We start from the raw sequence: 24,812 nt of genomic DNA, 5'->3' as shown, positions 1-24,812 counted from the left end.
CCGGTAAGCGCGGTGCGCCGAATAGACCGCCGCACCGCGTGATTACGGTACCTACTTCCGACCAGACTTCCCGGAGCGCCGTCGCCAGCATAATCAACCGGCAGTCCCGGATCGAACGATTTTCGGTGACACCTAGTCGGCTCCCGGCAACGCCTAGCGGCTCAACAGCGCAATGCATTCCACGTGGTGGGTGAGCGGAAATGCATCGAACACCTTGATCTTCTCGATGCCGTAGCCATGGCTCAGGTACAGACCGACGTCGCGGGCAAAAGAAGCTGCCTCGCAACCGATATGAACTATTCGAGGCACCTCGGCGGCGGCCAGCAACTCGATCACTTCGCGCCCGGCGCCCGATCGCGGTGGGTCCAACACCGCAATGTCAGCGCCGTCCCGTTGCGCGGTGAGCATCCGTCGCACCGAATCGGTAAGCACCTCCACCTGCGGCAGGTCGGCCAGCGCGGCACGCGCCGCCCCCGACGCCGCGCGTGCCGTGTCGACGGTCAACACCTGTCCGGACGCCCCCACTCCGTCGCCCAGCACGGCGGCGAAAACGCCCGCGCCACCGTAGAGATCCCACGCCGTCATGCCGGCGCTGGGCTGTACCCAGTCCCCGACCAAAGCGCTGTAGACCTCCGCCGCGTCGCGGTGTGACTGCCAAAAGGAGGTGACCGGGATCCGCCAACTGCGCCGCCGCACTCGCTGCAGCGCATGGTAATTCCCTTCGATCACCTTGGCGGTGGTTCGCCTGCCCTGGCGCACCGTGAGCACGGCGTGGCGTTCGCCGTCGGCGTCGAGGGCCACGTGCAGGTGAGCACCAGGCGGCCAGTCAGCCGTGGCACGCTGGGCCAGACCATCCAACATCGCGACGGGCAACTGCCCGCAACACAAATCGGATACCAACTCGTCACTGTGATAGCGGTGAAAGCCGACCCGACGGTCGGCTCCCACCTCAAGCCGAACCCGGGTACGCCAACCGGTGGGGCCCACATCCGACAGCGGCTCAACCACGCCGGACCAGCCGTATCCACCAAGCCGTCGGAGCTGATCGGCCACAACGTCGGCCTTGATCGCCCGTACCGCTTCCGGCGCGGCGAACGCCAGATCACAACAGCCGGCGCCGTCGACCCCGGCGATCGAGCACAACGACTCGATCCGATCCGGCGACGGGTCGAGCACCTCGATAACCTCTGCGTGCCAATAGGAACCGCGGTCCGCGGTGATCCTGACCCGCACCCGCTCCCCCGGCAACGCGTAGCGGACGAAGACAACCCGACCCTCGTGGCGTGCCACGCAGCTGCCGCCATTCGCCGGCGGACCCGTGACGACGGTCAGTTCCCCACACGCGGATGACGGCACCTGGTTCACGATCAATCGAAAATACCCCGGCGCATGTCCCCCGGAGCCGAATGTGGCTCCAATGTGTTCACTCGCTCCGACGACGTCAGTTGCCAGGGAACCGAAGTCACCATTACTCCGGGCATGAACAACAGCCGGGTCTTGAGCCGCAGCGCGCTCTGGTTGTGTAACAGCTGCTCCCACCAACGGCCAACCACGTATTCCGGGATGAACACCGTGACCACGGTGCGCGGTGATTCCTTACTGACCCGTTTGACGTAGTCGAGTACCGGACGTGTGATTTCGCGGTACGGCGAGGCGATGACCTTCAGCGGCACGCTGATATCGCTCTCCTCCCACTTGTGCACCAATTCGCGGGTTTCGACATCGTCGACGCTGACGGTGATCGCCTCGAGCGAATCCGGGCGGGTCGCCCGGGCGTAGGCCAGCGCCCGCAGCGTGGGCAGGTGCAACTTCGATACCAGCACCAGGGCGTGGTTGCGGCTGGGCAACACGACCTCGTTGTCATGGGCGGCGGCTTGTTCCTCTAGTTCCCGGTTGACGGTGTCGTAGTGCCGCCGGATCATCTTCATCAGGATGAACAACGAGCCCATGGCGACGATCGCGATCCACGCGCCGGCAAGGAATTTCGTGATCAGGACGATGAGCAAGACGGCGCCGGTCGACACCAACCCGATAGCGTTGACCAGCCGGGAGCGCACCATCTTGCGGCGTTCGGACCGATCGGTCTCGGTGCGCAGCAGTCGGGTCCAGTGCCGGACCATCCCGATCTGGCTCAGGGTGAAGGAGATGAACACCCCGACGATGTAGAGCTGGATCAGCGCGGTGAGTTCGGCGCGGAACGCCACCACGGCCCCCACGGCCGCGGCCGCCAAGAACAGGATCCCGTTGGAAAACGCCAGACGGTCTCCCCGGGTGTGCAATTGCCGGGGCAGGTAGCTGTGCTGCGCCAGGACCGAACCGAGCACCGGGAAGCCGTTGAATGCGGTATTGGCGGCCAAGACCAAGATCAGCGCGGTGACGGCGGCGATCAACAAAAAACCTACGTGGAAGCTGCCGAACACGGCCTGCGCCAGCTGCGCGACCAGCGTCTTTTGTTGATAGCCGGGTGGAGCACCCGTCAGCTGCGTGTCCGGATCGTCGACGACCTGGGCCCCGGTTTCCACCGCAAGCGCCACCACCCCCATCAGCAGGGCCACCGCGATAGCGCCCAGCATGAGCAACGTCGTGGCCGCATTGCGGGACTTCGGCTTTTGAAACGCCGGCACCCCGTTGCTAATGGCTTCCACCCCGGTTAGCGCCGCACAACCTGAGGAGAACGACCGGGCCACCAAGAAGACCAGCGCGATACCGACTACCTTGCCGTGTTCGGCGTGCATCACGAACTCGGACGACTCAGCGCGAATCGGATTACCCAGCACGTAGATCCGAAATAGCCCCCAGGCAAGCATGCCACCTATCCCGATAATGAACGCGTAGGTCGGAATGGCGAATGCCAGGCCGGACTCGCGGACCCCACGCAGGTTTAGCGCTGTCACCAGCAAGATGGCGGTCACCGCAAAAAACACTTTGTGCTCATATACGAACGGGATAGCCGAACCAATGTTGGACATTGCGGATGCGATCGAAACAGCAACGGTGAGAACGTAATCCACCATCAGAGCACTGGCGACGACCAGGCCGGCGGTGGGACCGAGGTTAGTGCTGACGACTTCGTAGTCGCCGCCCCCGGACGGGTAGGCGTGCACGTTCTGCCGGTAGCTGGACACAACGACGAGCAGCACCGCGGCCACCAGCAGCGCGATCCACGGCGCCATCGAGTAGGCCGCCAAGCCGGCCACCGACAGCATCAGGAAGATTTCCTCGGGGGCATAAGCCACCGAGGACATCGCATCCGAGGCGAATACCGGTAGGGCGATCCGCTTCGGCAAGAGCGTGTGGCTCAGCCGGTCGCTACGAAACGGCCGACCGATCAGCAGCCTGCGCGCAGCGGTAGAAAGTTTGGACACGAGAGCCAAGGGTAAGCCCCAATGGCTTTGACGGTAGCGTTCCCTAGGCGACAATTCTCAGCTGGGGTTTCCGCTGGGGAATGGACTGGCCAACGTGGTTGCCGAATGCGTGCAACACAAAGGACACAGCCGGAAGGACGTCAAGTGCGAGTGGTAGTGATGGGGTGTGGCCGGGTGGGTTCTTCGGTGGCCGACGCGCTGTCGCGAATCGGCCACGATGTCTCGGTTATCGACCGCGACAGCACCGCCTTTAATCGCCTCAGCGCCGAGTTCGCCGGCGATCGAGTGCTGGGCCAGGGCTTCGACCGAGACGTGCTGCTCAACGCTGGCATCGAGGATGCAGACGCATTCGCCGCGGTGTCATCGGGAGACAACTCCAACATCATCTCGGCACGCCTGGCACGGGAAACCTTCGGCGTCAAGCGCGTCGTCGCACGTATCTACGATGCCAAACGCGCCGAAGTCTACGAGCGCCTTGGGATCCCCACCATCGCCACCGTGCCCTGGACAACCGATCGGTTGCTCAACTCGTTGCTGCGGGAAACCGAAACCGCAAAATGGCGTGATCCTACGGGTACCGTCGCGGTCTGCGAGGTCGTCCTGCACGAGGACTGGGTGGGGCGCCGAGTCTTTGAACTGCAGCAGGCTACCGGCGCGCGAGTGGCGTTCCTAATCCGGTTCGGAACCGGCGTGCTGCCGGAACCCAAGACGGTTCTGCAGGCCGGGGATCAGGTGTACGTCGCAGCCATCTCCGGACGGGCGGCCGAGGCCGTGGCCATTGCGGCCTTGCCGCCCAGTGAGGATATCGACTCGGGAACAGGAAAATGAGGCGCAACGAGCCCCACCGACTCCTACCCAGCCGTGGTCGGGGCGTCACGCAGACGAAGGTTCGCAAATGAAAGTCGTTGTCGCAGGGGCCGGCGCGGTCGGCCGTTCGGTGGCCCGCGAACTCATCGGAAACGCGCACGATGTGACGCTGATCGAGCGCAACCGCGATCACCTCGACCCGGACGCTATTCCGGCCGCGCATTGGCTGCTGGGCGATGCCTGCGAGCTGAGCCTGCTGGAGTCGGTACACCTTGAAGATTTCGACGTGGTGGTCGCTGCTACCGGCGACGACAAGGCCAACGTGGTGCTCAGCCTGCTGGCCAAGACCGAATTCGCGGTACCGCGGGTGGTGGCCCGGGTCAACGATCCCCGCAACGAATGGCTGTTCACCGACGCTTGGGGCGTCGATGTCGCGGTGTCGACCCCGCGCATGTTGGCCTCGCTCATCGAGGAAGCCGTCGCGGTCGGTGACCTGGTGCGGCTGATGGAGTTCCGCAGGGGTCAGGCCAACCTGGTGGAGATCACCCTGCCCGACGACACGCCATGGGGCGGCAAGCCGGTGCGCAAACTGCAGCTGCCCCGCGATGCGGTGCTGGTGACGATCCTGCGCGGACCACGCGTCATCGTCCCGCAATCCGATGAGCCCTTGGAAGGCGGCGACGAGCTGCTGTTCGTTGCGGTCACCGAGGCAGAAGAAGAGCTAAGTCGGCTGTTGCTGCCGTCCAGCTCGCCGGCGGAGTGAGCGGCGGCCCGACTGACCGCCGGTTGCGCCGAACTCGCTAACCGGCCGGCTATAGCTCACGGTCGGCATCGGCATCGATGTCAGCCAGTGCCGTCGGCGCGAGGCTATCGACGACGGGCATCGCTCGCCGGACCGCCTTGATTGCCACATACGTCGCCAGCGCCGCTATGGCCGTCAACGGCCAGCCCATGCCGATGCGGGCCACCCCAAGCCAGCCGGTCTTGTCGGCATCGTAGAGCAGCCGCTGAACAATGAACCGCGCAGCAAACACCAGGGTCCAACCCAAGGTGGCGACATCGAACGCGTAGACGGCCCTGGGCACATCGCGCCAGCCCTGATCGCGCCCGCTGGTCCAACTCCAGAGGACACCGACCGCCGGCCGACGGCAAAGGACCGAGAGGGCGAAAATCACCGCCCACAGCAATGACATCCAGATGCCCAGCAGGAAGTAACCCTTGGACTGGCCCACCAGGTAGGCGACCAACGCGCAAGCAGCGACCCCGAAGAACCCGGAAATCGCTGGTTGGGTGGACTCTCGGCGGAGCATGCGGACGAGAAATACCAGCGCCGCGGCGCCCAGCGCGGCGCCAATTGCGGGCAGTAGTCCGGCGGCACTGGAAACTGCGACAAAAATCACTACCGGCAGAGACGAATAGATCAGGCCGCTCACCCCACCGGCCTGCGCCAGGATGCGCTCGGCGCTGACGCGGTTACTGCTCACACCGCGCCCACTACGGGATTGGTCACCGCTGAATTTCGTAGTGCGGGTTGTAGATGGCCTTGCTCCCGTTCTCGAGCTTGCCCAATCTGCCCCGCACCCGCAGCGTACGGCCCGAGTCGATGCCGGGGATCCGGCGTTGACCCAACCACACCAGCGTCACGGTGTCGCTACCGTCGAACAATTCGGCACGAACACCGCCGGAGCAACCTTTGCCGTTGGTTTCCACACTGCGCAAGGTGCCCACCATCGTGACCTCCTGGCCACGCTCACAATCGATCGCGCGTTGCGCGCCGGTATTGACGACTTCGTCGGACAACTCTTCGACGTCGCGTTGTTCCGGGTCTTCGGTCAACCGACGGCTCAGCCGGCGCAGATAACCTTGGGCCCCCATGGCCTCTCCTGACAGTTCAACGTCGTTACCGAAGCTCTAACAACTAGCAGCCTTCCATCTATGCCAACGGTCACCGTAGACCTGTTGGTTCCCGGACGCCACACGGAACGCGGGACGGCGTTGGAGTAGTCGCGATTGCGGGGCACTATCTAGGGGTGCCAGTCAATTTGCGCGGTGTCACAACCGTGTTGTTGCCCGGAACCGGTTCCGATGACGACTATGTCTACCGCGCGTTTTCGGGTCCGCTGCAAGGGGTCGGCGCGGTATTGGTGACCCCGCCACCGCGGCCGGATCACTTGATCGAGGGCTATCGGGCTGCCCTCGATGAGGCGGCGCGCGCGGGTCCCATCTGCGTCGGCGGCGTCTCGATCGGAGCCGCCGTCGCCGTCGCCTGGGCGCTGGCCCATCCCGGCCGCACCCGTGCCGTCCTGGCCGCGCTACCGGCCTGGACCGGAGCGCCCGGAGCAGCGCCCGCGGCCCACGCGGCCCGGCATACGGCGGCACAACTGCGTCGCGACGGCCTGGTGACGACGACAACGCAGATGCGCGCGTCCAGCCCACGCTGGTTGGCCGACGAGCTGGCACGCTCCTGGCAGGTTCAGTGGCCGCGATTGCCCGATGCGATGGAGGAAGCCGCGGCCTACGTGGCGCCCAGCGACGCGGAGTTGGCCTGGCTCGCCGTGCCGCTGGGGGTAGCTGCCGCCGCCGACGATCCGATTCATCCGCTGCAAGTCGGCCTCGACTGGGTGCGCGCCGCGCCCAGGGCGGCGCTGCGCACGGTGACGCTCGCTGAGATCGGCGCGGACGCCGCCGCGCTGGGCGCCGCCTGCGTGGCCGCCGTCGCCGACGCCTAGGAGTTGCGTGGCGCGGCTAGCCGCCCGTGGTGCTGCTGGTACTACGCAACTGCTGCATTGCCGAGCCCTGAGCCCCGCGACGCGGTGCCGGCTGGTCGGCTTCCTGCTCGGCCTCCGCGTGCTGTGCGGCCGCGGCGTCTCTGAGCTGCTCCACCATCGGTTCTGGCAACTGCACCGGCAACGGCGTCCGAACCGGCAGCGGCGTATCTCCGCGGCGGACCACGGTGTCGGCCAACGCCTCGCGCGCCTCGTCGGTGAGCGCGTCGATGGTCTCGTGCGGGCCGTTCACAACGCACCGGACCATCCATCGATATCCATCGACCCCAATGAAGCGCACGGCACCGGAGGCGGTTCCGAGGACCTCCCGGCCCCACGGGCCGTCCTTGATGGTGACCTGCGCCGAGTCTTTGCGCAGCGAGTCGGCCAGCTCCCCGGCGACCTCGCGCCACAGGCCCGCGGACTTCGGCGCGGCATAGGCGGCAATGGTGAAGCGGCCATTGGCGGTGACCACCCACACGGCGCTGGGAACCCCGCTCTCGGTCAGCTCTACCTGCACCTGCCCCCCTTCGGGCATCGGAATCAACACCGATCCCAGGTCGAGTCGAGCCAGCTCAGCGACCGACGGGTCATCGAAATCCTCGATGTCGAACGGGCCAAGCAGCTCATCGTCTTCGGGCGCCTGCTCGGAGGCCTCGTCCGCGGTTGGCGCCTCGGGATCGACCGACCGACTCTCACTCCCACCTTTGCGTCTACCCATTGCCATCACCAATACCTATCGCCATCACAAACTCGCATGTCCGCCGGAGGAACCGTGACCACCATCGCCACGGGTTGTCGGGGCCAGCCCGGCCTCGTCGAACGACGACACCTCAACCAGCTCAACTAGCTCGACCCGCTGCACCAGCAGCTGGGCGATACGGTCACCGCGATGGACCACGATCGGGTTGGTTCCATCCAGGTTGATCAACGCGACCTTGAGTTCGCCGCGGTAGCCAGCGTCGATGGTGCCCGGGCTGTTGACGATCGAAAGCCCCACCCGGGAAGCCAAGCCCGAACGCGGATGAACCAACCCCACCATCCCGAACGGGATCGCGACCGCTACGCCCGTCCGCACCAGGGCACGATGTCCCGGCGCCAGGTGCACCTCTTCGGCGCTGTAGAGGTCTACCCCGGCATCGCCATCGTGAGCGCGGCTGGGCAACGGAAGTCCGGGGTCGAGGCGCACAACGGCCAGAGTGGTCGACACGGGGCCACAGACTACTCTTGACCGGATGTCCGACACGCGCGTCGCGCCGCACAGCGTGCGATATCGCGAACGATTGTGGGTGCCCTGGTGGTGGTGGCCGATGGGTTTCGCGCTGGCGGCACTCATCGCGTTCGAATGCAATCTCGGCATCGCCGCGCTACCCGACTGGCTCCCGTATGCCGTTCTGTTCACGGTCGCCACCGGAGCGCTGCTGTGGCTGGGCCGGATCGAGGTCCGCGTCACAGCAACCGCAAGTGGCGTCGAGTTGTGGGCCGATGCCGCGCATTTGCCCATCACCGTGGTGTCCCGCTCCGCTGAGATCCCGCGCACGGCCAAGTCTGCGGCGCTGGGCCGTCAGCTTGACCCCGCGGCGTTTGTGCTGCATCGAGCGTGGATCGGGCCCATGGTTCTGCTCGTTCTCGACGATCCCGACGATCCGACGCCCTACTGGCTGGTGAGCTGCCGCCACCCGGACCGGGTGTTGTCGGCATTGCGCAGCTGACCGATCAGGCTGCGCAGTCGGTACAGATCATCAAGCCGTTTTTCTCGCTGGCCAGCCGGCTGCGGTGCTGCACCAAGAAGCAGCTCGAGCAGGTGAACTCATCGGCCTGCTTTGGAACCACACGCACCGATAGCTCTTCGCCGGACAAGTCGGCGCCCGGCAGCTCGAACGACTCAGCAGATTCGGACTCGTCCACGTCGACAACCGACGACGCCGCCTCATTCCGTCGAGCTTTCAGCTCCTCCAGCGAGTCCTCTGACACATCGTCAGTCTCGGTGCGCCGTGGAGCGTCATAATCGGTAGGCATTGTTCCGTCCCCTCGCATGCCCTCATCACTTCAAGCAACGCTTTGTACCAGCGTCGAACGCATCCACCAAACGATTCGTGCCCGTATCGGGCAGGATTCAACTGTGATTTACGTCACATTAACCATCGACCGTTGTGATCTCCGCAAAATCGTGCGATTCGCGCGCGGACTAGAGTGCACGTGTGGTCGCACAAATCACCGAGGGTACCGCCTTTGACAAACACGGTCGGCCATTTCGGCGACGCAATCCTCGACCCGCCATTGTTGTGCTGGTCCTATTGGTGGTCGCCACCGGCGTGGTGTGGACCGCTGCCCTGACCCGCCCACGCGATGTCCGAGAGGCCGCGGTGTGTAATCCGCCACCACAGCCGACCGGCACGGCGGCGCCGACCAATCTCGGCGAGCAGGTGTCGCGGACCGAAATGACCGACGTAGCACCCGCGAAACTCAGCGAAACCAAGATCCATGTGCTCAACGCCAGCGGCCGGGGCGGCCAAGCGGCCGATATCGCGGGAGCCTTACAGGATCTGGGTTTCGCTCAACCGACCGCCGCCAACGACCCCGTCTATGCCGGCAGCCGGCTGGATTGTCAGGGCCAGATCCGCTTCGGCACCGCCGGGCAAACGACGGCGGCCGCGGTGTGGCTGGTGGCGCCGTGCACCGAGCTGTTGCACGACAGCCGCGCCGATGACTCCGTCGACCTGGTCCTCGGCACCGACTTCACCACCTTGGCGCACAACGCCGACATTGACTCCGTGCTCACCAGCCTGCGCGCGGGTGCCAGCGAGCCGCCTGACGCCGAACTGGTGGCAAAGATCCACGCCAACAGCTGCTGAGGATTTCAATCCTGGATCGGGGCGAGGCCGTTGAATTGCGCCAGTGCCCCCAGCAGCTGCTCGGCAATTCCCGGCGCAGCGGCGACCACCAATCCGGCGCCAGGCACATCCGGGGCGGGCAACACCACGCGCGCTCCTGCCTCGGCGGCTATTAGCGCACCGGCGGCGCGATCCCACACTTGTAGCCCGTGCTCGTAGTAGGCATCGAGCCGGCCTTCAGCAACCATGCACAGGTCCAACGCCGCCGAACCGATCCTTCGCACATCACGCACCACTGGCAACATCCGGGCCAACAGGTTGGCCTGGGCCGCACGGCGTTGCGGTGTATATGCGAATCCGGTCCCCAACAACGCCAACGACAGATCATCGCCCTTGGCGCAGTGCAATTCGTGAGTCCCCCGATCGTCCGTGACGTGTGCGCCGCCGCCGATTGCCGCCGAATAGACCCTGTTACCGACAACATCGGCGACCGCCCCTGCCACCGACACCCCACCCACTTCGACCCCCACCGACACCGCATATGCCGGGATGCCGTAGACGAAGTTGACGGTGCCGTCGATGGGGTCAAGCACCCAGGTGACGGCGTCGGCGGGAGCAGCAAGCGGCCCGGCGGGCCCACCCCCCTCCTCCCCCAAAATCGCGTCCCCAGGCCGCAGTTGAGCCAAACGATCACGCAGCAACCGTTCCGTCTCAGTGTCGACGACGGTGACCGGATCGGTCGGAGTGCTCTTGGCCTGCACTGCGTCCCCACCAGCACCGTCGGCCGGACGCAGGCCAAATACCTCGGCACGCCGAGCGCGCACGAATGCGGCCGCCTCAGCGGCGAGCGCTTCGGCAACCGAACGTAGACGGGCAGGCTCGTTGTCAGGTCGTGTCACCGCCCTATCGCATCACAGTCGCCGCACTCAGCCCGCATCGTCGCCGGCCCAACCCACCTCGCCCACTCCTCAGCGGGCTCAGCCCGCATCGTCGCCGGGCTAAGGTGATCGGACACAAACGTCTCGCCGAGGAGGTCCGATGACCAGCCCCGACCCCTTGTCCGAAATCGCTGGTGCCGCACCGCAACGTCGTGGCTTCGGAATCGACGTCGGCGGCAGCGGTATCAAGGGCGCAATCGTCGATTTGGACACCGGCCAGCTAATCGGCGAGCGCATCAAACTTCTGACCCCGCAACCGGCCACTCCGTCGGCGGTTGCCAAAACCATCGCCGAGGTCGTTGACGCATTCGGCTGGACCGGCCCACTCGGAGTGACCTATCCCGGCGTTGTCACGCATGGCATCGTCCAGACGGCGGCCAATGTCGACAAGACCTGGATCGGCACCAACGCGCGCGATGTCATCAGCGCCGAACTCAACGGTCAACACGTGACGGTCCTCAACGATGCCGATGCGGCCGGCCTGGCCGAAGAACGCTACGGCGCCGGAAAAGGCCACGCTGGGCTCGTTGTGCTGCTCACCTTCGGAACCGGAATCGGGTCCGCGCTGATCCACAACGGCACGTTGATTCCCAACACCGAATTCGGGCACCTCGAGGTCGGCGGTAGGGAGGCCGAGCAACGAGCCGCGTCATCGGTCAAGGAAAGAAAAGGCTGGAGCTACGAAAAGTGGACCAAGCAGGTGACGCGGGTCCTGGTCGCCATTGAGAACGCAATCTGGCCTGACCTTTTCATCGCCGGCGGCGGTATCAGCCGCAAGGCCGACAAGTGGGTGCACCTGCTGGAAAACCGCACCCCCGTCGTACCCGCCGCCCTGCAAAACGCGGCCGGGATCGTCGGGGCGGCCATGGCGTCTACCACCGACGTGACGCACTGAATTTGCCCGCTGGGCCAGTACTGGTGCGGGTTGAAGTTACAATGGTCGTCGGCGACCGCCCAACCGATAGCGCGCGAGTATTCACGCTGATATCAAACGCCGACATTCGACATAGCAGACACTTTCGGTTAAGCACGCCCAGACCCAACCGGAAGTGAGTACGACCGAAGGGGTGTATGTGGCAGCGACCAAGGCCAGCCAGGCGACCGGTGAGCCGGTGAAACGCACCGCCACCAAGTCCCCGGCCAAAGCCGGCGCGAAGCGACCCGCGGCGAAAGCCGCCAATGGCTCTCCCCCCGCTAAGCGGGCCGTAAAGGCAGCGGGCCGGACGGCCAAGGACGCATCGGCGCCCGAAGACGCCACGACGAGCGACAGCCCGAAGAAGACCCGTGCGGCGGCCAAAGGCGCCAAGTCGCCTGCCGCCCGCGGGTCCAAGGCGGCTGACGGAAGGGATGCGTCGGCGGATCCGGACATCGAGCTGGACACCGCTGAGGACCTTGACGACGATCCCGACATCGACGTTGAGCCTGACGACGACCTCGAACTCGAGGCCAACCTTGGCCTCGACGACCTCGAAGACGGCGACGACGCTGACCTCGACTCGGACGAGGCCGACGAAGATGATGGCGACGACGCCGAGGATGACACCGCGGACACCGAAGACGAGGCAGCACCCAAGGCTGCGAAGCCGAGAACTCCCGCCGACGAGGAAGAGGAGATCGCCGAGCCGAGCGAAAAGGACAAGGCGTCCGGCGATTTCGTGTGGGATGAAGACGAGTCAGAGGCGCTGCGCCAAGCCCGCAAGGACGCCGAACTCACCGCTTCCGCCGACTCGGTGCGCGCTTACCTCAAACAGATCGGCAAGGTGGCTCTGCTCAACGCCGAGGAAGAGGTTGAGCTGGCAAAACGGATCGAAGCCGGGCTGTACGCCACACAGCTGATGACCGAGTTAACCGATCGTGGCGAGAAGCTGCCCGCCGCCCAGCGCCGCGACATGATGTGGATCTGCCGTGACGGTGATCGCGCCAAAAACCATCTGCTGGAAGCCAACCTGCGGCTGGTGGTGTCACTGGCGAAGCGCTACACCGGCCGAGGGATGGCATTTCTCGACCTGATCCAGGAGGGCAACCTGGGCCTGATCCGTGCGGTGGAAAAGTTCGACTACACCAAGGGCTACAAGTTCTCCACCTACGCGACGTGGTGGATCCGCCAGGCCATCACCCGTGCCATGGCCGACCAGGCCCGCACCATCCGGATCCCGGTGCACATGGTCGAGGTGATCAACAAACTGGGTCGCATCCAGCGCGAGCTGCTTCAGGACCTGGGCCGCGAGCCCACGCCCGAGGAGCTGGCCAAAGAAATGGACATCACCCCGGAGAAGGTGCTGGAGATCCAGCAGTACGCCCGGGAACCGATCTCGCTGGACCAGACCATCGGTGACGAAGGCGACAGCCAGCTCGGCGACTTCATCGAAGACAGCGAAGCGGTGGTGGCCGTCGACGCGGTGTCGTTCACGCTCCTGCAAGATCAGCTGCAGTCGGTGCTCGACACACTCTCCGAACGCGAGGCCGGCGTAGTACGACTGCGCTTCGGCCTCACCGACGGCCAGCCTCGCACCCTGGACGAGATCGGCCAGGTCTACGGAGTAACCCGGGAACGGATCAGGCAGATCGAGTCCAAGACGATGTCGAAGCTGCGCCACCCGAGTCGTTCCCAGGTTCTGCGCGACTACCTGGACTGACGCCTCCTCAGACATCGCGCGCGTTGTGCCGCACATGGTCGCGATCTTGCCGGTATCGTTGCCGATCATTGCCCTGGGCTATGGTGCGAGACCATACTGTACGGAATCGTTTGGTACTCGTCGACAGCTCTAACGGTTCCCGGGAGGTCGCGGATGTCCTCTTATGTGTTGGCAACGCCCGAGGCTTTGACCACGGTGTCGTCGGATTTAGCCGGACTCGGAAACGCGATTCGGTCGGCGAATTTGACGGCTGCCCCGTCGACGACGCAGGTGTTGGCCGCGGCACAGGACGAGGTATCGGCGGCGATCGCGCAATTCTTCAGCGGACATGCCCAGCAGTTTCAGGAACTCAGTGCGCGAGCGTCGGCGTTTCACTCCCAGTTCGTGGCGGCGTTGAACAACGCCAGTAGCTCGTATACGGCCGCCGAAGCGGCTAGTTCCTCGCCGCTGCAGGCCCTCGAGCAGAACTTGCTGGCCGCAATCAACGCCCCCAGCCAGGCGCTCACGGGGCGCCCGCTGATCGGCGACGGCGCGCATGGGGCCCCGGGTACCGGGCAAAACGGCGGTGACGGCGGATGGCTGTGGGGCAACGGCGGCAATGGCGGATCAGGGACACCCGGCGGCGCCGGCGGCGCCGGCGGATCGGCCGGCCTGTGGGGCCGTGGCGGCAACGGTGGCGCCGGAGGCGACGCGACGACCGCCGGTGGGCCTGGCGGCAATGGTGGTGACGGCGGTGCCAATGGGCTGATCGGCGGCGGCAACGGCGGTGCCGGTGGTGCCGGTGGTGCCGGTGCCGCCGGCGGCAACGTGGCCGGTGGTGCCGGTGGTGCCGGCGGCATTGGCGGGGCCAACCGCCAGCTGTTTTCGCTAACCGAAACCGGCGGTGCCGGAGGTACCGGGGGCGCCGGAGGTACCGGAGGTCCCGGTGCGGCCGGAGGCGATGCGGGAGCCGGCGGGGCCGGTGGGGCCAATCAGGCGCTGTTGGGCGGCGCCGGCGGTAACGGCGGTAACGGCGGTAACGGAGGCGACGGCGGCACCGGCGGGGGACTCGGCGGCCACGGCGGCCTCGGTGGTACTGGCGGTGCCAACCAGGCGTTGTTGGGTGGTACCGGCGGTCACAACGGCATCGCCGGCCACAACGGCACTGACAGCATCCTCGGAACAGGCTCGACTGGGGTGTACAAGCCCTATGTCGATATCACGCTCTATCCCTACGCGGACGGATCCGGATACAACTTCCAGGACGCCGCCAACGCGGGCATCACAGACGTCACGCTCGCGTTTATCACCGCCGACGCAAATGGCCAAGCGGCCTGGGGTGGATATACGGCCTATGACGTCACCGGCGGCTCCCAAATCTCGTACATCAATAACCAGATCACCAACATGAACGCCGCCGGCATCACCGGGACCATCTCGTTTGGGGGCCAGGCCGGCACCCCGCTCGCTGTGTACGCCGCGACCAACGGTGTGACCGCCGCCGAGCTGGCCCAGCAGTACCAACAAGTGATGAGTACCTACAGCATCTACAGCATCGATTTCGACGATGAAGGCGCCATTTTGACCAACAGCTCAGCACTGACATTGCAGGCGCAGGCGATCGCCCTCGCGCAGGCGTGGGGTACCGCCAACGGCACCCCCGTCACGGTCTCCTACACCGTTCCGGTGACGCCATCGGGTCTGACCGCCGACAGCACCGCCCCCATCAACGCCGCTATCACCAATGGCGTACAAGTCTCCACGGTGAACATCATGGCCATGGATTACTACGACGGCACCACCCAGATGGGTACCGCAGCGGTCAACGCGGCGACCGCCACCCATGGTCAGTTGATGACGCTGTATCCCTCGCTCAGCAGCGATCAAGCCTGGTCCATGCTCGGGGTGACGCCCATGATCGGAGTCAACGACAACACCAGCGAGATCTTCACCCTCACCGACGCCCAGACGTTGACCGATTTCGCGCAGGACAACAACATTGGTCAACTTTCCATGTGGCAGCTACCTCGCGATCAGACGGGCGATATTGGGGTTTCGAACAACAATGGCAGCGGAGTGCAGCAAACGCCGTTCGAGTTCTCCGGGATCTTCGGACAGTACGCCAGCGCGTCCTAGCAACGGCTGCAGCAAAACGCCGTCGTGGTGCCTGCACCCCGTGCTAGGTCCCGCCGAATCGGTATTTAGCTGCAGCACAAGAAAATAAGCTGCGCCCATGCCGGTTTACGTCATACCGTGATGGCCATGTCGGCCGGCCGCTCCACCATTTCGTCAGGATCTGAATTCGAATCAGCCGTTGGCTATTCGCGTGCCGTGCGCGTCGGACCTCACGTCGCGGTGGCCGGGACTACCGGTAGTGGACCCGGCGGTGACATCGCGGCTCAGACGCGAGACGCATTACGGCGCATCGAGGTCGCACTGGAGCAGGCGGGCGCCACCCTTGCCGATGTGATTCGAACCCGCATCTACGTGACCGATATCTCCCGCTGGCGCGAGGTCGGCCAGGTGCACGCGCAGGTCTTCGGCGACATCCGTCCGGTTGCCACTATGGTCGAGGTTTCCGCGCTCATCACACCCGAATTGTTGGTGGAGATCGAAGCCGAGGCCTATGTGCACTCAGCCTGCGGATAGTTACCGGGCGGGCGCTCAAGCCCCGCGCCCGACGGGAAGCTGCCGTCCGGGCCCGGCCGGTACGCGGTCACCTCGACCACTGCCTGCACCGGCAATGGGCCATACAGGTGTGGGAATAGCATCGCCTCCGGATCCGTTGCCACTCCCGGTTCCCACCGCACCGGCGACTCAAGAACGGCGGGGTCGATATGCAGCAGAACCATGTCTGCGCGCCCGCGGAAAAGCCGATTAGCCGGTAGATGTACCTGGTCGGGCGTGGACAGATGGATGAACTGGGCGCCCGCCTGCAGCTGGATGCCGCCGCGGTGACGAGCACGCGACCATTCCTCGGCACCGCACATGTGCACCAGCACATCACCGGTTGCGGAACCATGTGGGGAACCAGTTGAGGGCATACCGTCAGCTTGCCCGACGCGCAGGCCGAAAACTCGTGAGAAACGACACACCTGATAGCGGTCGGGGAACACGGCGAAACCCCCATACGTCTGACAGAGTGAACTTACGCCAGGAACGGAGAAGCCATGAACGCAACTCTGACCAGTCCCGAACTGACTAGAGCGGACCGCTGCGACCGCTGCGGAGCAGCGGCCCGGGTGCGCGCCAAGCTGCCCTCCGGAGCCGAACTTCTCTTCTGTCAGCATCACGCCAACGAGCACGAGGCCAAGCTCATCGAATTGGCCGCCGTGCTGGAGGTCAGCGACCAGTAGATGCGCCGAACTCGCCCGGGGCCAATGTCGGCAGGCCGAGCGGTCTTCGGTAATGCTGGACTGGTATGAGCGACGAAGTCCGCACGCCGTCCCGCCATCACATCTGGCGCATCAGTTTGAGAACCCTCTCCAAGAGCTGGGACGACTCGATCTTCTCGGAATCGGCACAGGCGGGCTTTTGGTCGGCGCTGTCGCTGCCGCCGCTGATGTTGGGAATGCTGGGCAGCCTGGCCTACGTGGCACCGCTTTTCGGCCAGGACACGCTACCCGCGATTGAAAAAACCATAATCTCCGCGACCCACCGCTTCTTCTCCCCCAGCGTGGTCAACGAGATTATCGAACCCACCATTCGCGATATCACCGCCAACGCCCGCGGTGAGGTGGTCTCGGTGGGTTTTTTGATCTCGCTATGGGCGGGATCGTCGGCAATCTCGTCATACGTCGACGCAGTGGTCGCGGCGCACGACCAGACTCCGCTGCGCCACCCGGTGCGGCAACGGTTCTTCGCCCTGTTTCTCTACGTCGTAATGCTGGTGTTCGTCGTGGCGATGGCGCCGGTAGCGGTGGTGGGACCGCGGAAGGTTAGCGAACACATCCCGGACAATCTCGCCAATCTCTTGCACTACGGCTACTACCCGGCGCTGATCGTCGGGCTGACGGTCGGGGTGATCATCCTCTACCGTGTCGCGCTGCCGGTACCGCTGCCCACTCATCGGCTAATACTGGGAGCCGTACTGGCCATGGTGGTGTTTCTGATCGCCACGTTAGGCCTGCGGTTCTACCTGGGGTGGATCACCAGCACCGGCTACACCTACGGCGCGCTGTCCACCCCGATCGCGTTCTTGTTGTTCGCGTTCTTCGGTGGATTTGCGGTCATGATCGGCGCCGAACTCAATGCCTCCATCCAAGAGGAATGGCCGGCGCCGGCCACACATACTCACCGGCTGCGCACCTGGCTAAAGGCACGCACCGCCGCCATCACCGGAACGGCCGATTCAGCGTCGTCTCAGGCTGAGGCGCCGGCGGTCGACCCCCCGTCCTGATCAGTCCCGCTTTAGCCGCTCGTAGATCTGTTTGCAGTCCGGGCACACCGGCGAACCGGGCTTGGCCGCGCGGGTGACGGGAAAGACCTCACCGCACAGCGCCACCACGTGGCTGCCCATGACTGCACTCTCGGCGATCTTGTCTTTCTTGACGTAGTGAAAGTACTTAGGGGTATCGCTGCCGGTGCCGTCGTCGACGCGTTCTTCGGTATCGGTGCGTTCGATCGTCTGCGTCTCCATAGCTGACATTGTGCCTCCTGACCGCCTCCTGCCGGAATCGGCTGGATGTGCAAGAGTGGAATGATGAAGCGAGACTCGGAGCCGAGTTTCGACGACTTCGACGAAACGGGTCGCCCGGTACTGATCACCGGAGCGGCGCCTTCCTACGAGGTGCAACATCGCGCCCGGGTGCGCAAGTACCTGACGCTAATGGCGTTTCGAATCCCCGCACTCATCCTCGCCGCCGTCGCCTACGGCATCTGGCACAACGGCCTGATCTCGCTACTGATCGTGGCGGTGTCGGTGCCGCTGCCGTGGATGGCGGTGCTCATCGCGAATGACCGACCACCCCGTAGCCCGGATGAGCCCCGACGATTCGACAACGCCCGCCGGCGCACCCCGCTGTTCCCGACCGCTGAGCGGCCGGCGCTGCCGGCCCGACCGGACTCGGCACCGCAACCCAACTCCCGGAACGTGGACGATCGCGGGTGGCCGGGTTCCGACTAAGCCGGTGCTGCGGCGCACTTCTCAGGACATTCTCAGGTCATCGGCACATTTCTGCACGTCACGGGGTGTGAGATGGCGCGCTCCCGGGAACTCTGCAATCGGGATTGTCGTTAGACCTCATGACAGCACAAGCCGATCGGGAGGGCGTTATGGCCAACGTAACCACAAGGGCCACCACAAGCCGGGTTGACAGTGATCTGGATGCTCAAAGCCCTGCCGCGGACTTGGTGCGCGTATATCTCAACGGCATCGGCAAGACGGCATTGCTCAACGCCGCGGGCGAGGTAGAACTGGCCAAGCGAATCGAAGCGGGGCTGTATGCCGAGCATCTATTGGAGACCCGTAAGCGCCTCGGCGAGAACCGGAAACGGGAACTCGCCGCCGTGGTACGCGATGGCGCGGAGGCACGTCGCCACTTGTTGGAGGCCAACCTGCGACTGGTGGTGTCGCTGGCCAAGCGGTACACCGGACGCGGCATGCCGCTCCTGGATCTCATCCAAGAGGGCAACCTGGGCCTGATCCGCGCGATGGAAAAGTTCGACTACACAAAGGGATTCAAGTTCTCCACGTACGCCACCTGGTGGATCCGCCAAGCCATCACCCGCGGCATGGCCGACCAGAGCCGCACCATCCGGCTGCCGGTTCATTTGGTTGAACAGGTCAACAAACTGGCCCGGATCAAACGAGAGATGCATCAGAATCTGGGTCGTGAAGCCACCGACGAGGAACTGGCCAACGAATCCGGCATTCCCGTCGAGAAGATCAATGACCTGCTTGAGCACAGCCGTGACCCGGTAAGCCTGGATATGCCGGTTGGTTCAGAAGAGGAAGCCCCATTGGGTGATTTCATCGAGGACGCCGAAGCAATGTCGGCGGAGAACGCGGTCATCGCCGAACTTCTGCACACCGATATCCGTAGCGTGCTCGCCACCCTGGACGAACGTGAACACCAGGTGATCCGGCTGCGTTTCGGCCTGGACGACGGCCAGCCACGCACCCTCGATCAGATCGGCAAGCTGTTCGGCCTCTCCCGCGAACGGGTGCGCCAGATCGAGCGTGACGTGATGTGCAAGCTGCGCCACGGCGAACGCGCCGATCGGCTGCGGTCATACGCCAGTTGAGGTGCGGCCCCACCTCTGAGAAGCTAGGTGCTAGACGGTGTGCCCGCCGCGCTGCGCGGCGGGCATACTGCTGCAGTGGGGTGTTTTGGAGAACCACGTAGGCAGCTGGCCAAGTAGACTCGGCGGCAACGGAGGATGCTGAATGAACGACTTGGTTGATACCACCGAGATGTACCTGCGGACGATCTACGACCTCGAGGAAGAGGGCGTCACGCCCCTGCGCGCCCGAATTGCCGAGCGACTCGACCAGAGCGGTCCCACCGTCAGCCAGACCGTATCCCGGATGGAGCGCGATGGGTTGCTGCGCGTCGCCGGTGATCGCCACCTCGAACTCACCGACAAAGGCCGCGCGCTAGCGATTGCCGTGATGCGCAAGCACCGGCTCGCCGAACGCCTACTCGTCGACGTCATCGGCCTGCCGTGGGAAGAAGTACACGCCGAGGCGTGCCGCTGGGAGCACGTGATGAGCGAGGATGTCGAGCGCCGGCTGGTCAAAGTGCTCAACAACCCGACCACCTCGCCATTCGGCAACCCGATTCCGGGTTTGCTCGATCTAGGGGTGGGCCCGAAATCCGGTGCCGACGATGCCAACCTGGTGCGCCTCACGGAATTGCCCGCGGGATCCCCGGTGGCCGTCGTCGTTCGCCAGCTCACCGAGCACGTTCAGGGTGACATCGATTTGATCACGCGCCTCAAAGACGCCGGCGTTGTGCCCAATGCCCGCGTGACTGTCGAAACCAGCCCGGGAGATGGGGTCACCATCCTCATCCCAGGCCACGAGAACGTCACCCTGACGCACGCGATGGCCCATGCCGTCAAGGTCGAGAAGGTCTGATCTACCCCGCGCATTGCCCCGAAGGGCCAAAGCCCCGTTGCGCCGGCAACCGCACGCCGAGCCGCCTCGCCAGCTGGTAGCCGGTGCCCGCGAGTTCACGGATGTGCTCCGGGCGCAGCCCTGACTGCAACGCGGAATCCAGCATGCCCGCCATCCGATGGCCCGGAGCGGCGCGAAGCGCGGCCTCCAGCGACACCCCGGCCAGTGGCCCATCGCCGCGGGCATACGCGCTGAAGGCAAGCAACACCAGCGCCTCCACCCGCCACGGCTCCGGGAGCGCACGTGCCAGGACCGCCCACAACGACTCTGCCTGGCCGGCGTTCTCACCGACGGCAAGGGCATAGAGGGTGTCGCGCACCTCGACGTCGGTCAGCGCGCACCCCAGCTGCACCAACTCCCGATCGGACAGCGGCTGCCCGTCGGCGAGTCGGGCGGCGACTGCTATCGCGTTTTCCACATCCCGACGTCTACAGCTCGAAGGGTCAGCACGATGTGCGGCTTCCCGCTGGGCCGCCTGTTGCGTTAGCTGGGGGCCTAACGCAACCGCCCGCTCCGAGTCGTCGACCGCGACGACGGCCTGCAGATCGGCACGCCGCGGATAGAGTCGCCGTCCGTCCAGCACGGCCGCAACTGCCAACGGGGATGCCCCCGGGTCATCGATCACGCCGCCGGAGCCGCAGCCGTCGACACAATGCCAGCGGCCTCCCGCGGCGATCCGGTCCACCACATGCGCAGCCAGGAGCACAACGTCGCGCCGCGCAAGGGCCTCGTTGAGCGCATCGCACAGCCGCAGATAGTTTTCGTTGCATCCGGGACATTGGGCTCCGCTCGTGTCGATGATGATCGCGATCGCGGCCGCGGGAGCCGCCGCAGCGGCGAGCTCGGCGAGGTGCTCAACCCGTTCGGCAAGCTCCTCGGTCAGGTCGGCGCGCATGACCGACCCAAGTTCTCCGTCGTCCAATGTCACCAGGACCAGAGATCTTTCCGGCACGAAGCCGAGGATGGCGGGAAGTGCGGCGATCAGCGCTGCTGGGCGATTGAGTTCAAAGTCAGCTCGATGCTTGGTCATAAGCCTCAACGCTGCTGACCTACACCGTCAACTGGTGCGCATTCACGCCGCTGAGTCGCCCTCCTGTGGACGAACTCCACACTGTGCGTTCTACTGTCTATTCCATGGGGTCGATGCGCGAGTACGACATGGTGGTTCTCGGTTCTGGGCCTGGCGGCCAGAAGGCCGCCATCGCCTCGGCCAAATTGGGTAAGTCCGTCGCCATCATCGAACGTGGCCGAATGCTGGGTGGGGTCTGCGTCAATACGGGCACCATCCCGTCAAAGACGTTGCGCGAGGCGGTGCTCTACCTCACCGGCATGAACCAGCGCGAACTCTATGGGGCGAGCTATCGGGTCAAGGACCGGATCACCCCCGCCGACCTGCTGGCACGAACTCAGCACGTAATCGGCAAGGAAGTCGACGTGGTGCGCAACCAGCTGATGCGCAACCGCGTCGACCTGCTGGTGGGCCACGGCCGGTTCATCGATCCGCACACCATCATGGTCGAGGACCAGTCGCATCGGGAAAAGACCACTGTCACAGGCGATTACATCGTCATCGCCACCGGTACCAGGCCAGCACGGCCGTCCGGGGTCGAGTTCGACGAAGATCGGGTGCTCGACTCCGATGGAATCCTGGACCTCAAATCACTACCGTCCTCGATGGTGGTGGTCGGTGCCGGGGTGATCGGGATCGAGTACGCCTCGATGTTCGCCGCGTTGGGCACCAAGGTGACCGTGGTGGAAAAGCGGGACAACATGCTGGACTTCTGCGACCCCGAAGTCGTCGAAGCGCTGAAGTTCCATCTGCGCGACCTGGCCGTGACGTTCCGGTTCAGCGAGGAAGTCACCGCGGTCGACGTCGGCTCGGCGGGCACGGTGACCACGCTGGCCAGCGGCAAACAGATCCCCGCCGAGACGGTGATGTACTCCGCGGGACGCCAGGGCCAAACCGACCACCTCGACCTGCACAACGCCGGCCTGGAGGTCGAGGGCCGGGGACGGATCTGGGTCGACGAAAAGTTCAAGACCAAGGTGGAGCACATCTACGCCGTTGGCGATGTTATTGGCTTCCCCGCCCTGGCGGCGACATCCATGGAACAGGGCCGACTGGCCGCCTACCACGCATTCGGCGAACCGACCGACGGCATCACCGAATTGCAGCCGATCGGCATTTACTCGATACCCGAGGTGTCCTATGTGGGCGCGACCGAAGTCGAACTGACCAAAAACGCCATTCCGTACGAAGTCGGCGTGGCGCGGTACCGCGAGCTGGCCCGGGGCCAGATCGCCGGCGACTCGTACGGCATGCTCAAACTGCTGGTGTCAACCGAGGACCTCACCCTGCTCGGTGTGCACATCTTCGGCACCAGCGCCACCGAGATGGTCCACATCGGACAGGCCGTCATGGGGTGTGGTGGCACGGTGGAATATTTGGTAGACGCCGTCTTCAACTACCCCACATTCTCGGAGGCATACAAGAACGCGGCGCTGGACGTGATGAACAAGATGCGCGCACTCAACCAGTTCCGTCGCTGATCGCAGATGTCCTAGCCCTCAACCAGTCCGTCACATGCCAACGATGGAAAGCCGCCCGCGGCAACACCGGTGTGGCCCGCACAGGCGATGGGCCGGCCGCCCACGCCGGCCGGGTAGCCGGCTACGGTCACACGGGTGCCCGCGGCAGGCGCAACGCCCAACGACCACGCGGGGCCGACCTGTGCCGCCACCGGTCCGTCGCCGCTCACCCGTGCGATCGCGTAATCGGCCCACGGATCCATGCTGGCGATCCAGCGTGCATCGAAATAGACCTGGTCAACCTGCCACCTGCCAGACGGCGTGTCGTCCCCGGACAGACCAGGGACGAAAAACGCCTGCGTATCGCCGCCCGGCAGGCAATGTGCGGCGGTCACAACCAGGTCGCCGCCCGCAGAATGCACCACCGAACCGGTGCATACGTGGATCGGGCCATCGTCGAGGAAGGATTGCGCCCACGCGCGGATCCGGATCCACCGGGTTGGCTACCCGCTGATGGTCGTCCAGCGGGCCGAACTGCCCATCTGACACCCTGCCCCGCGTTTCCGGCTCGCTGGGGATGAAGGCATCATTAGCTGGCCGGTTGCATGATGTGAGTAGCATCGCCACGCTGACCGGCAGATTAAGCACTACCGCCACGGTGCGCATCGGTGACCATCATGCCTGACCACCCGGTGCCACGCTCGGGCGAACACCGCACGACGAATACGCGTTACCCCCGTATGCGCACAAATGAGTTCGCTGTTCGATTATGGGGCCCGTCGATATGAGGGACACTAGACAGGGCACCCTGGTCAGACCCCCGAAAGGAGGCAACACCCATGGCGCACGATCCAGGTCGAGACGAGGCGCAGGATTACCAACCCGGCCAATCCGGCATGTACGAGCTGGAGTTCCCGGCCCCCCAGTTGTCCACGTCCGACGGCCGTGGCCCGGTATTGGTGCACGCGTTGGAGGGCTTTTCCGACGCTGGTCACGCGATTCGACTGGCCGCAGCCCACCTCAAGGCCGCCCTCGATACCGAACTGGTCGCATCCTTTGCGATCGACGAACTGTTGGACTACCGCTCGCGGCGACCGCTGATGACGTTCAAGACCGACCACTTCACCAGCTATGACGATCCAGAGCTCAGCCTGTACGCGCTGCGTGACACGGCCGGCACCCCGTTCCTGCTGCTGGCCGGCATGGAGCCGGACCTGAAATGGGAGCGTTTCATCACCGCGGTGCGCCTCCTATCCGAACGGTTGGGGGTACGGCAGACCATCGGTTTGGGCACCGTTCCCATGGCGGTGCCACACACCCGACCGATTACCCTGACCGCACACTCCAACAACCCGGAGCTGATCGCCGACTTTCAGCCGTGGATCTCCGAAATCCAGGTACCCGCCAGCGCGTCGAACCTGTTGGAGTACCGAATGGCCAAGCATGGCCACGAGGTTGTCGGGTTCACCGTGCACGTCCCCCACTACCTGACGCAAACCGACTACCCAGCGGCCGCCCATGCGCTGCTGGAACAGGTAGCCAAGACGGGATCGTTGGAACTGCCGCTGACGGCACTTACCGAAGCTGCGGCGGAGATCCGCAACAAGATCGACGAACAGGTGCAGGCAAGCGCAGAAGTCGCTCAAGTGGTGGCCGCCCTTGAGCGCCAGTACGATGCCTTCATCGACGCTCAGGAAAACAGATCGTTGCTAACGCGCGACGAGGATCTGCCTAGCGGCGATGAGCTGGGTGCTGAGTTCGAGCGATTTCTGGCTCAGCAGGCAGAGAAGAAGTTCGACGACGACGACCAGGCGTAACGCCCCAAGAGCCCCCAGTCGG

26 protein-coding genes and 2 pseudogenes are annotated in these 24,812 nt (G+C 64.8%); 16 read left to right on the top strand and 12 right to left on the bottom strand.

Annotated features, from left to right (window positions below):
- Positions 1 to 153 precede the first annotated feature (153 nt).
- Positions 154 to 1,356, bottom strand: a complete 1,203-nt coding sequence (locus MB901379_RS08890; RefSeq protein WP_158019048.1) for a class I SAM-dependent RNA methyltransferase — start codon at positions 1,354 to 1,356, stop codon at positions 154 to 156.
- Positions 1,357 to 1,367: 11 nt separating this feature from the next.
- On the bottom strand, positions 1,368 to 3,365 hold the full coding sequence (locus MB901379_RS08885; protein ID WP_158016283.1) for an APC family permease: 1,998 nt from the start codon (positions 3,363 to 3,365) through the stop codon (positions 1,368 to 1,370).
- 144 nt (positions 3,366 to 3,509) lie between these two features.
- On the opposite strand from MB901379_RS08885, the gene MB901379_RS08880 reads away from it, so the two are divergent.
- On the top strand, positions 3,510 to 4,193 hold the full coding sequence (locus MB901379_RS08880; protein WP_162334348.1) for a potassium channel family protein: 684 nt from the start codon (positions 3,510 to 3,512) through the stop codon (positions 4,191 to 4,193).
- Positions 4,194 to 4,260: 67 nt separating this feature from the next.
- Complete coding sequence (locus MB901379_RS08875; RefSeq protein WP_158016282.1) at positions 4,261 to 4,935, top strand: potassium channel family protein; 675 nt, start codon at positions 4,261 to 4,263, stop codon at positions 4,933 to 4,935.
- 49 nt (positions 4,936 to 4,984) lie between these two features.
- Here the strand turns inward: MB901379_RS08875 and MB901379_RS08870 are convergent, their stop codons facing one another.
- Complete coding sequence (locus MB901379_RS08870; protein ID WP_158016281.1) at positions 4,985 to 5,656, bottom strand: DUF3159 domain-containing protein; 672 nt, start codon at positions 5,654 to 5,656, stop codon at positions 4,985 to 4,987.
- Between the two features lie 22 nt (positions 5,657 to 5,678).
- Positions 5,679 to 6,047, bottom strand: a complete 369-nt coding sequence (locus MB901379_RS08865) for an OB-fold nucleic acid binding domain-containing protein (RefSeq protein ID WP_158016280.1) — start codon at positions 6,045 to 6,047, stop codon at positions 5,679 to 5,681.
- 155 nt (positions 6,048 to 6,202) lie between these two features.
- Between MB901379_RS08865 and MB901379_RS08860 the strand changes: the two genes are divergently transcribed.
- Positions 6,203 to 6,901, top strand: coding sequence for an alpha/beta hydrolase (locus tag MB901379_RS08860; protein ID WP_158016279.1), 699 nt, complete (start codon positions 6,203 to 6,205; stop codon positions 6,899 to 6,901).
- A gap of 16 nt (positions 6,902 to 6,917) precedes the next feature.
- On the opposite strand, the gene MB901379_RS08855 is transcribed toward MB901379_RS08860, so the two are convergent.
- Together MB901379_RS08855 and dut are read right to left on the bottom strand one after the other, a co-directional pair.
- Positions 6,918 to 7,664 carry a DUF3710 domain-containing protein gene (locus tag MB901379_RS08855; protein ID WP_158016278.1) on the bottom strand — a complete coding sequence of 249 codons (747 nt, stop codon included), beginning with the start codon at positions 7,662 to 7,664 and terminating at the stop codon, positions 6,918 to 6,920.
- 18 nt (positions 7,665 to 7,682) lie between these two features.
- Positions 7,683 to 8,147 (bottom strand): dUTP diphosphatase, encoded by a 465-nt coding sequence (dut, locus tag MB901379_RS08850; protein WP_158016277.1) that lies wholly within the window; start codon positions 8,145 to 8,147, stop codon positions 7,683 to 7,685.
- A 25-nt stretch (positions 8,148 to 8,172) separates the two neighbouring features.
- Here dut and MB901379_RS08845 point away from each other — a divergent pair, with 25 nt between their 5' ends.
- Positions 8,173 to 8,649 carry a DUF3093 domain-containing protein gene (locus MB901379_RS08845; protein WP_158016276.1) on the top strand — a complete coding sequence of 159 codons (477 nt, stop codon included), beginning with the start codon at positions 8,173 to 8,175 and terminating at the stop codon, positions 8,647 to 8,649.
- A 4-nt stretch (positions 8,650 to 8,653) separates the two neighbouring features.
- On the opposite strand, the gene MB901379_RS08840 is transcribed toward MB901379_RS08845, so the two are convergent.
- Positions 8,654 to 8,956 carry a DUF4193 domain-containing protein gene (locus MB901379_RS08840; RefSeq protein ID WP_158016275.1) on the bottom strand — a complete coding sequence of 101 codons (303 nt, stop codon included), beginning with the start codon at positions 8,954 to 8,956 and terminating at the stop codon, positions 8,654 to 8,656.
- Between the two features lie 182 nt (positions 8,957 to 9,138).
- On the opposite strand from MB901379_RS08840, the gene cei reads away from it, so the two are divergent.
- A complete protein-coding gene (cei, locus tag MB901379_RS08835; protein WP_158016274.1) occupies positions 9,139 to 9,792 on the top strand; it encodes an envelope integrity protein Cei in 654 nt (217 codons plus the stop codon).
- A 5-nt stretch (positions 9,793 to 9,797) separates the two neighbouring features.
- Here the strand turns inward: cei and MB901379_RS08830 are convergent, their stop codons facing one another.
- Positions 9,798 to 10,670 (bottom strand): inositol monophosphatase family protein, encoded by an 873-nt coding sequence (locus tag MB901379_RS08830; protein WP_158016273.1) that lies wholly within the window; start codon positions 10,668 to 10,670, stop codon positions 9,798 to 9,800.
- A gap of 139 nt (positions 10,671 to 10,809) precedes the next feature.
- Between MB901379_RS08830 and ppgK the strand changes: the two genes are divergently transcribed.
- The 4 genes and pseudogenes from ppgK to MB901379_RS08810 all read left to right on the top strand — a co-directional run.
- Entirely contained in the window at positions 10,810 to 11,604 is a 795-nt protein-coding gene (ppgK, locus tag MB901379_RS08825) for a polyphosphate--glucose phosphotransferase (protein ID WP_158016272.1), read from the top strand.
- A gap of 178 nt (positions 11,605 to 11,782) precedes the next feature.
- Positions 11,783 to 13,345: an RNA polymerase sigma factor gene (locus MB901379_RS08820; RefSeq protein WP_158019046.1), complete on the top strand. Its 1,563-nt coding sequence runs from the start codon at positions 11,783 to 11,785 to the stop codon at positions 13,343 to 13,345.
- Positions 13,346 to 13,498: 153 nt separating this feature from the next.
- Entirely contained in the window at positions 13,499 to 15,460 is a 1,962-nt protein-coding gene (locus MB901379_RS08815) for a PE domain-containing protein (RefSeq protein ID WP_158016271.1), read from the top strand.
- A gap of 126 nt (positions 15,461 to 15,586) precedes the next feature.
- Positions 15,587 to 16,013: pseudogene (locus MB901379_RS08810) on the top strand (RidA family protein); the annotation flags it as partial.
- On the opposite strand, the pseudogene MB901379_RS08805 reads toward MB901379_RS08810, so the two are convergent.
- A pseudogene (locus tag MB901379_RS08805) lies at positions 16,009 to 16,368 on the bottom strand (DUF952 domain-containing protein); the annotation flags it as partial. The pseudogenes MB901379_RS08810 and MB901379_RS08805 overlap by 5 nt on opposite strands.
- A gap of 126 nt (positions 16,369 to 16,494) precedes the next feature.
- Between MB901379_RS08805 and MB901379_RS08800 the strand changes: the two are divergent.
- Complete coding sequence (locus tag MB901379_RS08800; RefSeq protein WP_158016268.1) at positions 16,495 to 16,680, top strand: DUF7455 domain-containing protein; 186 nt, start codon at positions 16,495 to 16,497, stop codon at positions 16,678 to 16,680.
- A gap of 65 nt (positions 16,681 to 16,745) precedes the next feature.
- Entirely contained in the window at positions 16,746 to 17,723 is a 978-nt protein-coding gene (locus MB901379_RS08795; RefSeq protein WP_158016267.1) for a YihY/virulence factor BrkB family protein, read from the top strand.
- Here the strand turns inward: MB901379_RS08795 and MB901379_RS08790 are convergent, their stop codons facing one another.
- On the bottom strand, positions 17,724 to 17,963 hold the full coding sequence (locus MB901379_RS08790) for a DUF3039 domain-containing protein (protein WP_197717877.1): 240 nt from the start codon (positions 17,961 to 17,963) through the stop codon (positions 17,724 to 17,726). It lies immediately after the preceding gene.
- Between the two features lie 45 nt (positions 17,964 to 18,008).
- Here MB901379_RS08790 and MB901379_RS08785 point away from each other — a divergent pair, with 45 nt between their 5' ends.
- From MB901379_RS08785 to ideR, 3 genes are all read left to right on the top strand, one after another.
- On the top strand, positions 18,009 to 18,449 hold the full coding sequence (locus MB901379_RS08785; RefSeq protein ID WP_158016265.1) for a DUF3099 domain-containing protein: 441 nt from the start codon (positions 18,009 to 18,011) through the stop codon (positions 18,447 to 18,449).
- 149 nt (positions 18,450 to 18,598) lie between these two features.
- Positions 18,599 to 19,570, top strand: a complete 972-nt coding sequence (sigB, locus tag MB901379_RS08780) for a sigma-70 family RNA polymerase sigma factor SigB (protein WP_158019045.1) — start codon at positions 18,599 to 18,601, stop codon at positions 19,568 to 19,570.
- A gap of 142 nt (positions 19,571 to 19,712) precedes the next feature.
- Complete coding sequence (gene ideR / locus MB901379_RS08775; protein ID WP_158016264.1) at positions 19,713 to 20,405, top strand: iron-dependent transcriptional regulator IdeR; 693 nt, start codon at positions 19,713 to 19,715, stop codon at positions 20,403 to 20,405.
- A gap of 1 nt (position 20,406) precedes the next feature.
- Here the strand turns inward: ideR and MB901379_RS08770 are convergent, their stop codons facing one another.
- On the bottom strand, positions 20,407 to 21,474 hold the full coding sequence (locus MB901379_RS08770; protein ID WP_158016263.1) for a DUF4192 domain-containing protein: 1,068 nt from the start codon (positions 21,472 to 21,474) through the stop codon (positions 20,407 to 20,409).
- A 113-nt stretch (positions 21,475 to 21,587) separates the two neighbouring features.
- Here MB901379_RS08770 and sthA point away from each other — a divergent pair, with 113 nt between their 5' ends.
- Positions 21,588 to 22,994, top strand: a complete 1,407-nt coding sequence (gene sthA / locus MB901379_RS08765) for a Si-specific NAD(P)(+) transhydrogenase (protein ID WP_158019044.1) — start codon at positions 21,588 to 21,590, stop codon at positions 22,992 to 22,994.
- Between the two features lie 11 nt (positions 22,995 to 23,005).
- Here sthA and MB901379_RS24510 read toward each other — a convergent pair whose 3' ends face one another.
- Positions 23,006 to 23,419, bottom strand: a complete 414-nt coding sequence (locus MB901379_RS24510) for a trypsin-like serine peptidase (protein ID WP_158019043.1) — start codon at positions 23,417 to 23,419, stop codon at positions 23,006 to 23,008.
- Positions 23,420 to 23,812: 393 nt separating this feature from the next.
- Here MB901379_RS24510 and MB901379_RS08755 point away from each other — a divergent pair, with 393 nt between their 5' ends.
- Positions 23,813 to 24,790: a proteasome assembly chaperone family protein gene (locus MB901379_RS08755; protein ID WP_158016262.1), complete on the top strand. Its 978-nt coding sequence runs from the start codon at positions 23,813 to 23,815 to the stop codon at positions 24,788 to 24,790.
- The last annotated feature ends 22 nt before the right edge of the window (positions 24,791 to 24,812 follow it).

The organism is Mycobacterium basiliense (assembly GCF_900292015.1).
GTDB lineage: Bacteria > Actinomycetota > Actinomycetes > Mycobacteriales > Mycobacteriaceae > Mycobacterium > Mycobacterium basiliense.
This window is presented reverse-complemented; position numbering and strand designations above follow the sequence as displayed.

What these genes read in the sequence shown, in the direction of transcription:
- MB901379_RS08875 (WP_158016282.1), top strand. Translation starts at nt 4,261, where the DNA reads ATGAAAGTCGTTGTCGCAGGGGCCGGCGCGGTCGGCCGTTCGGTGGCC.
- MB901379_RS08865 (WP_158016280.1), bottom strand. Translation starts at nt 6,047, where the DNA reads ATGGGGGCCCAAGGTTATCTGCGCCGGCTGAGCCGTCGGTTGACCGAA.
- MB901379_RS08855 (WP_158016278.1), bottom strand. Translation starts at nt 7,664, where the DNA reads ATGGCAATGGGTAGACGCAAAGGTGGGAGTGAGAGTCGGTCGGTCGAT.
- MB901379_RS08845 (WP_158016276.1), top strand. Translation starts at nt 8,173, where the DNA reads ATGTCCGACACGCGCGTCGCGCCGCACAGCGTGCGATATCGCGAACGA.
- MB901379_RS08840 (WP_158016275.1), bottom strand. Translation starts at nt 8,956, where the DNA reads ATGCCTACCGATTATGACGCTCCACGGCGCACCGAGACTGACGATGTG.
- ppgK (WP_158016272.1), top strand. Translation starts at nt 10,810, where the DNA reads ATGACCAGCCCCGACCCCTTGTCCGAAATCGCTGGTGCCGCACCGCAA.
- MB901379_RS08815 (WP_158016271.1), top strand. Translation starts at nt 13,499, where the DNA reads ATGTCCTCTTATGTGTTGGCAACGCCCGAGGCTTTGACCACGGTGTCG.
- MB901379_RS08800 (WP_158016268.1), top strand. Translation starts at nt 16,495, where the DNA reads ATGAACGCAACTCTGACCAGTCCCGAACTGACTAGAGCGGACCGCTGC.
- MB901379_RS08795 (WP_158016267.1), top strand. Translation starts at nt 16,746, where the DNA reads ATGAGCGACGAAGTCCGCACGCCGTCCCGCCATCACATCTGGCGCATC.
- MB901379_RS08790 (WP_197717877.1), bottom strand. Translation starts at nt 17,963, where the DNA reads ATGGAGACGCAGACGATCGAACGCACCGATACCGAAGAACGCGTCGAC.
- MB901379_RS08785 (WP_158016265.1), top strand. Translation starts at nt 18,009, where the DNA reads ATGTGCAAGAGTGGAATGATGAAGCGAGACTCGGAGCCGAGTTTCGAC.
- sigB (WP_158019045.1), top strand. Translation starts at nt 18,599, where the DNA reads ATGGCCAACGTAACCACAAGGGCCACCACAAGCCGGGTTGACAGTGAT.
- ideR (WP_158016264.1), top strand. Translation starts at nt 19,713, where the DNA reads ATGAACGACTTGGTTGATACCACCGAGATGTACCTGCGGACGATCTAC.
- MB901379_RS08770 (WP_158016263.1), bottom strand. Translation starts at nt 21,474, where the DNA reads ATGACCAAGCATCGAGCTGACTTTGAACTCAATCGCCCAGCAGCGCTG.
- sthA (WP_158019044.1), top strand. Translation starts at nt 21,588, where the DNA reads ATGCGCGAGTACGACATGGTGGTTCTCGGTTCTGGGCCTGGCGGCCAG.
- MB901379_RS08755 (WP_158016262.1), top strand. Translation starts at nt 23,813, where the DNA reads ATGGCGCACGATCCAGGTCGAGACGAGGCGCAGGATTACCAACCCGGC.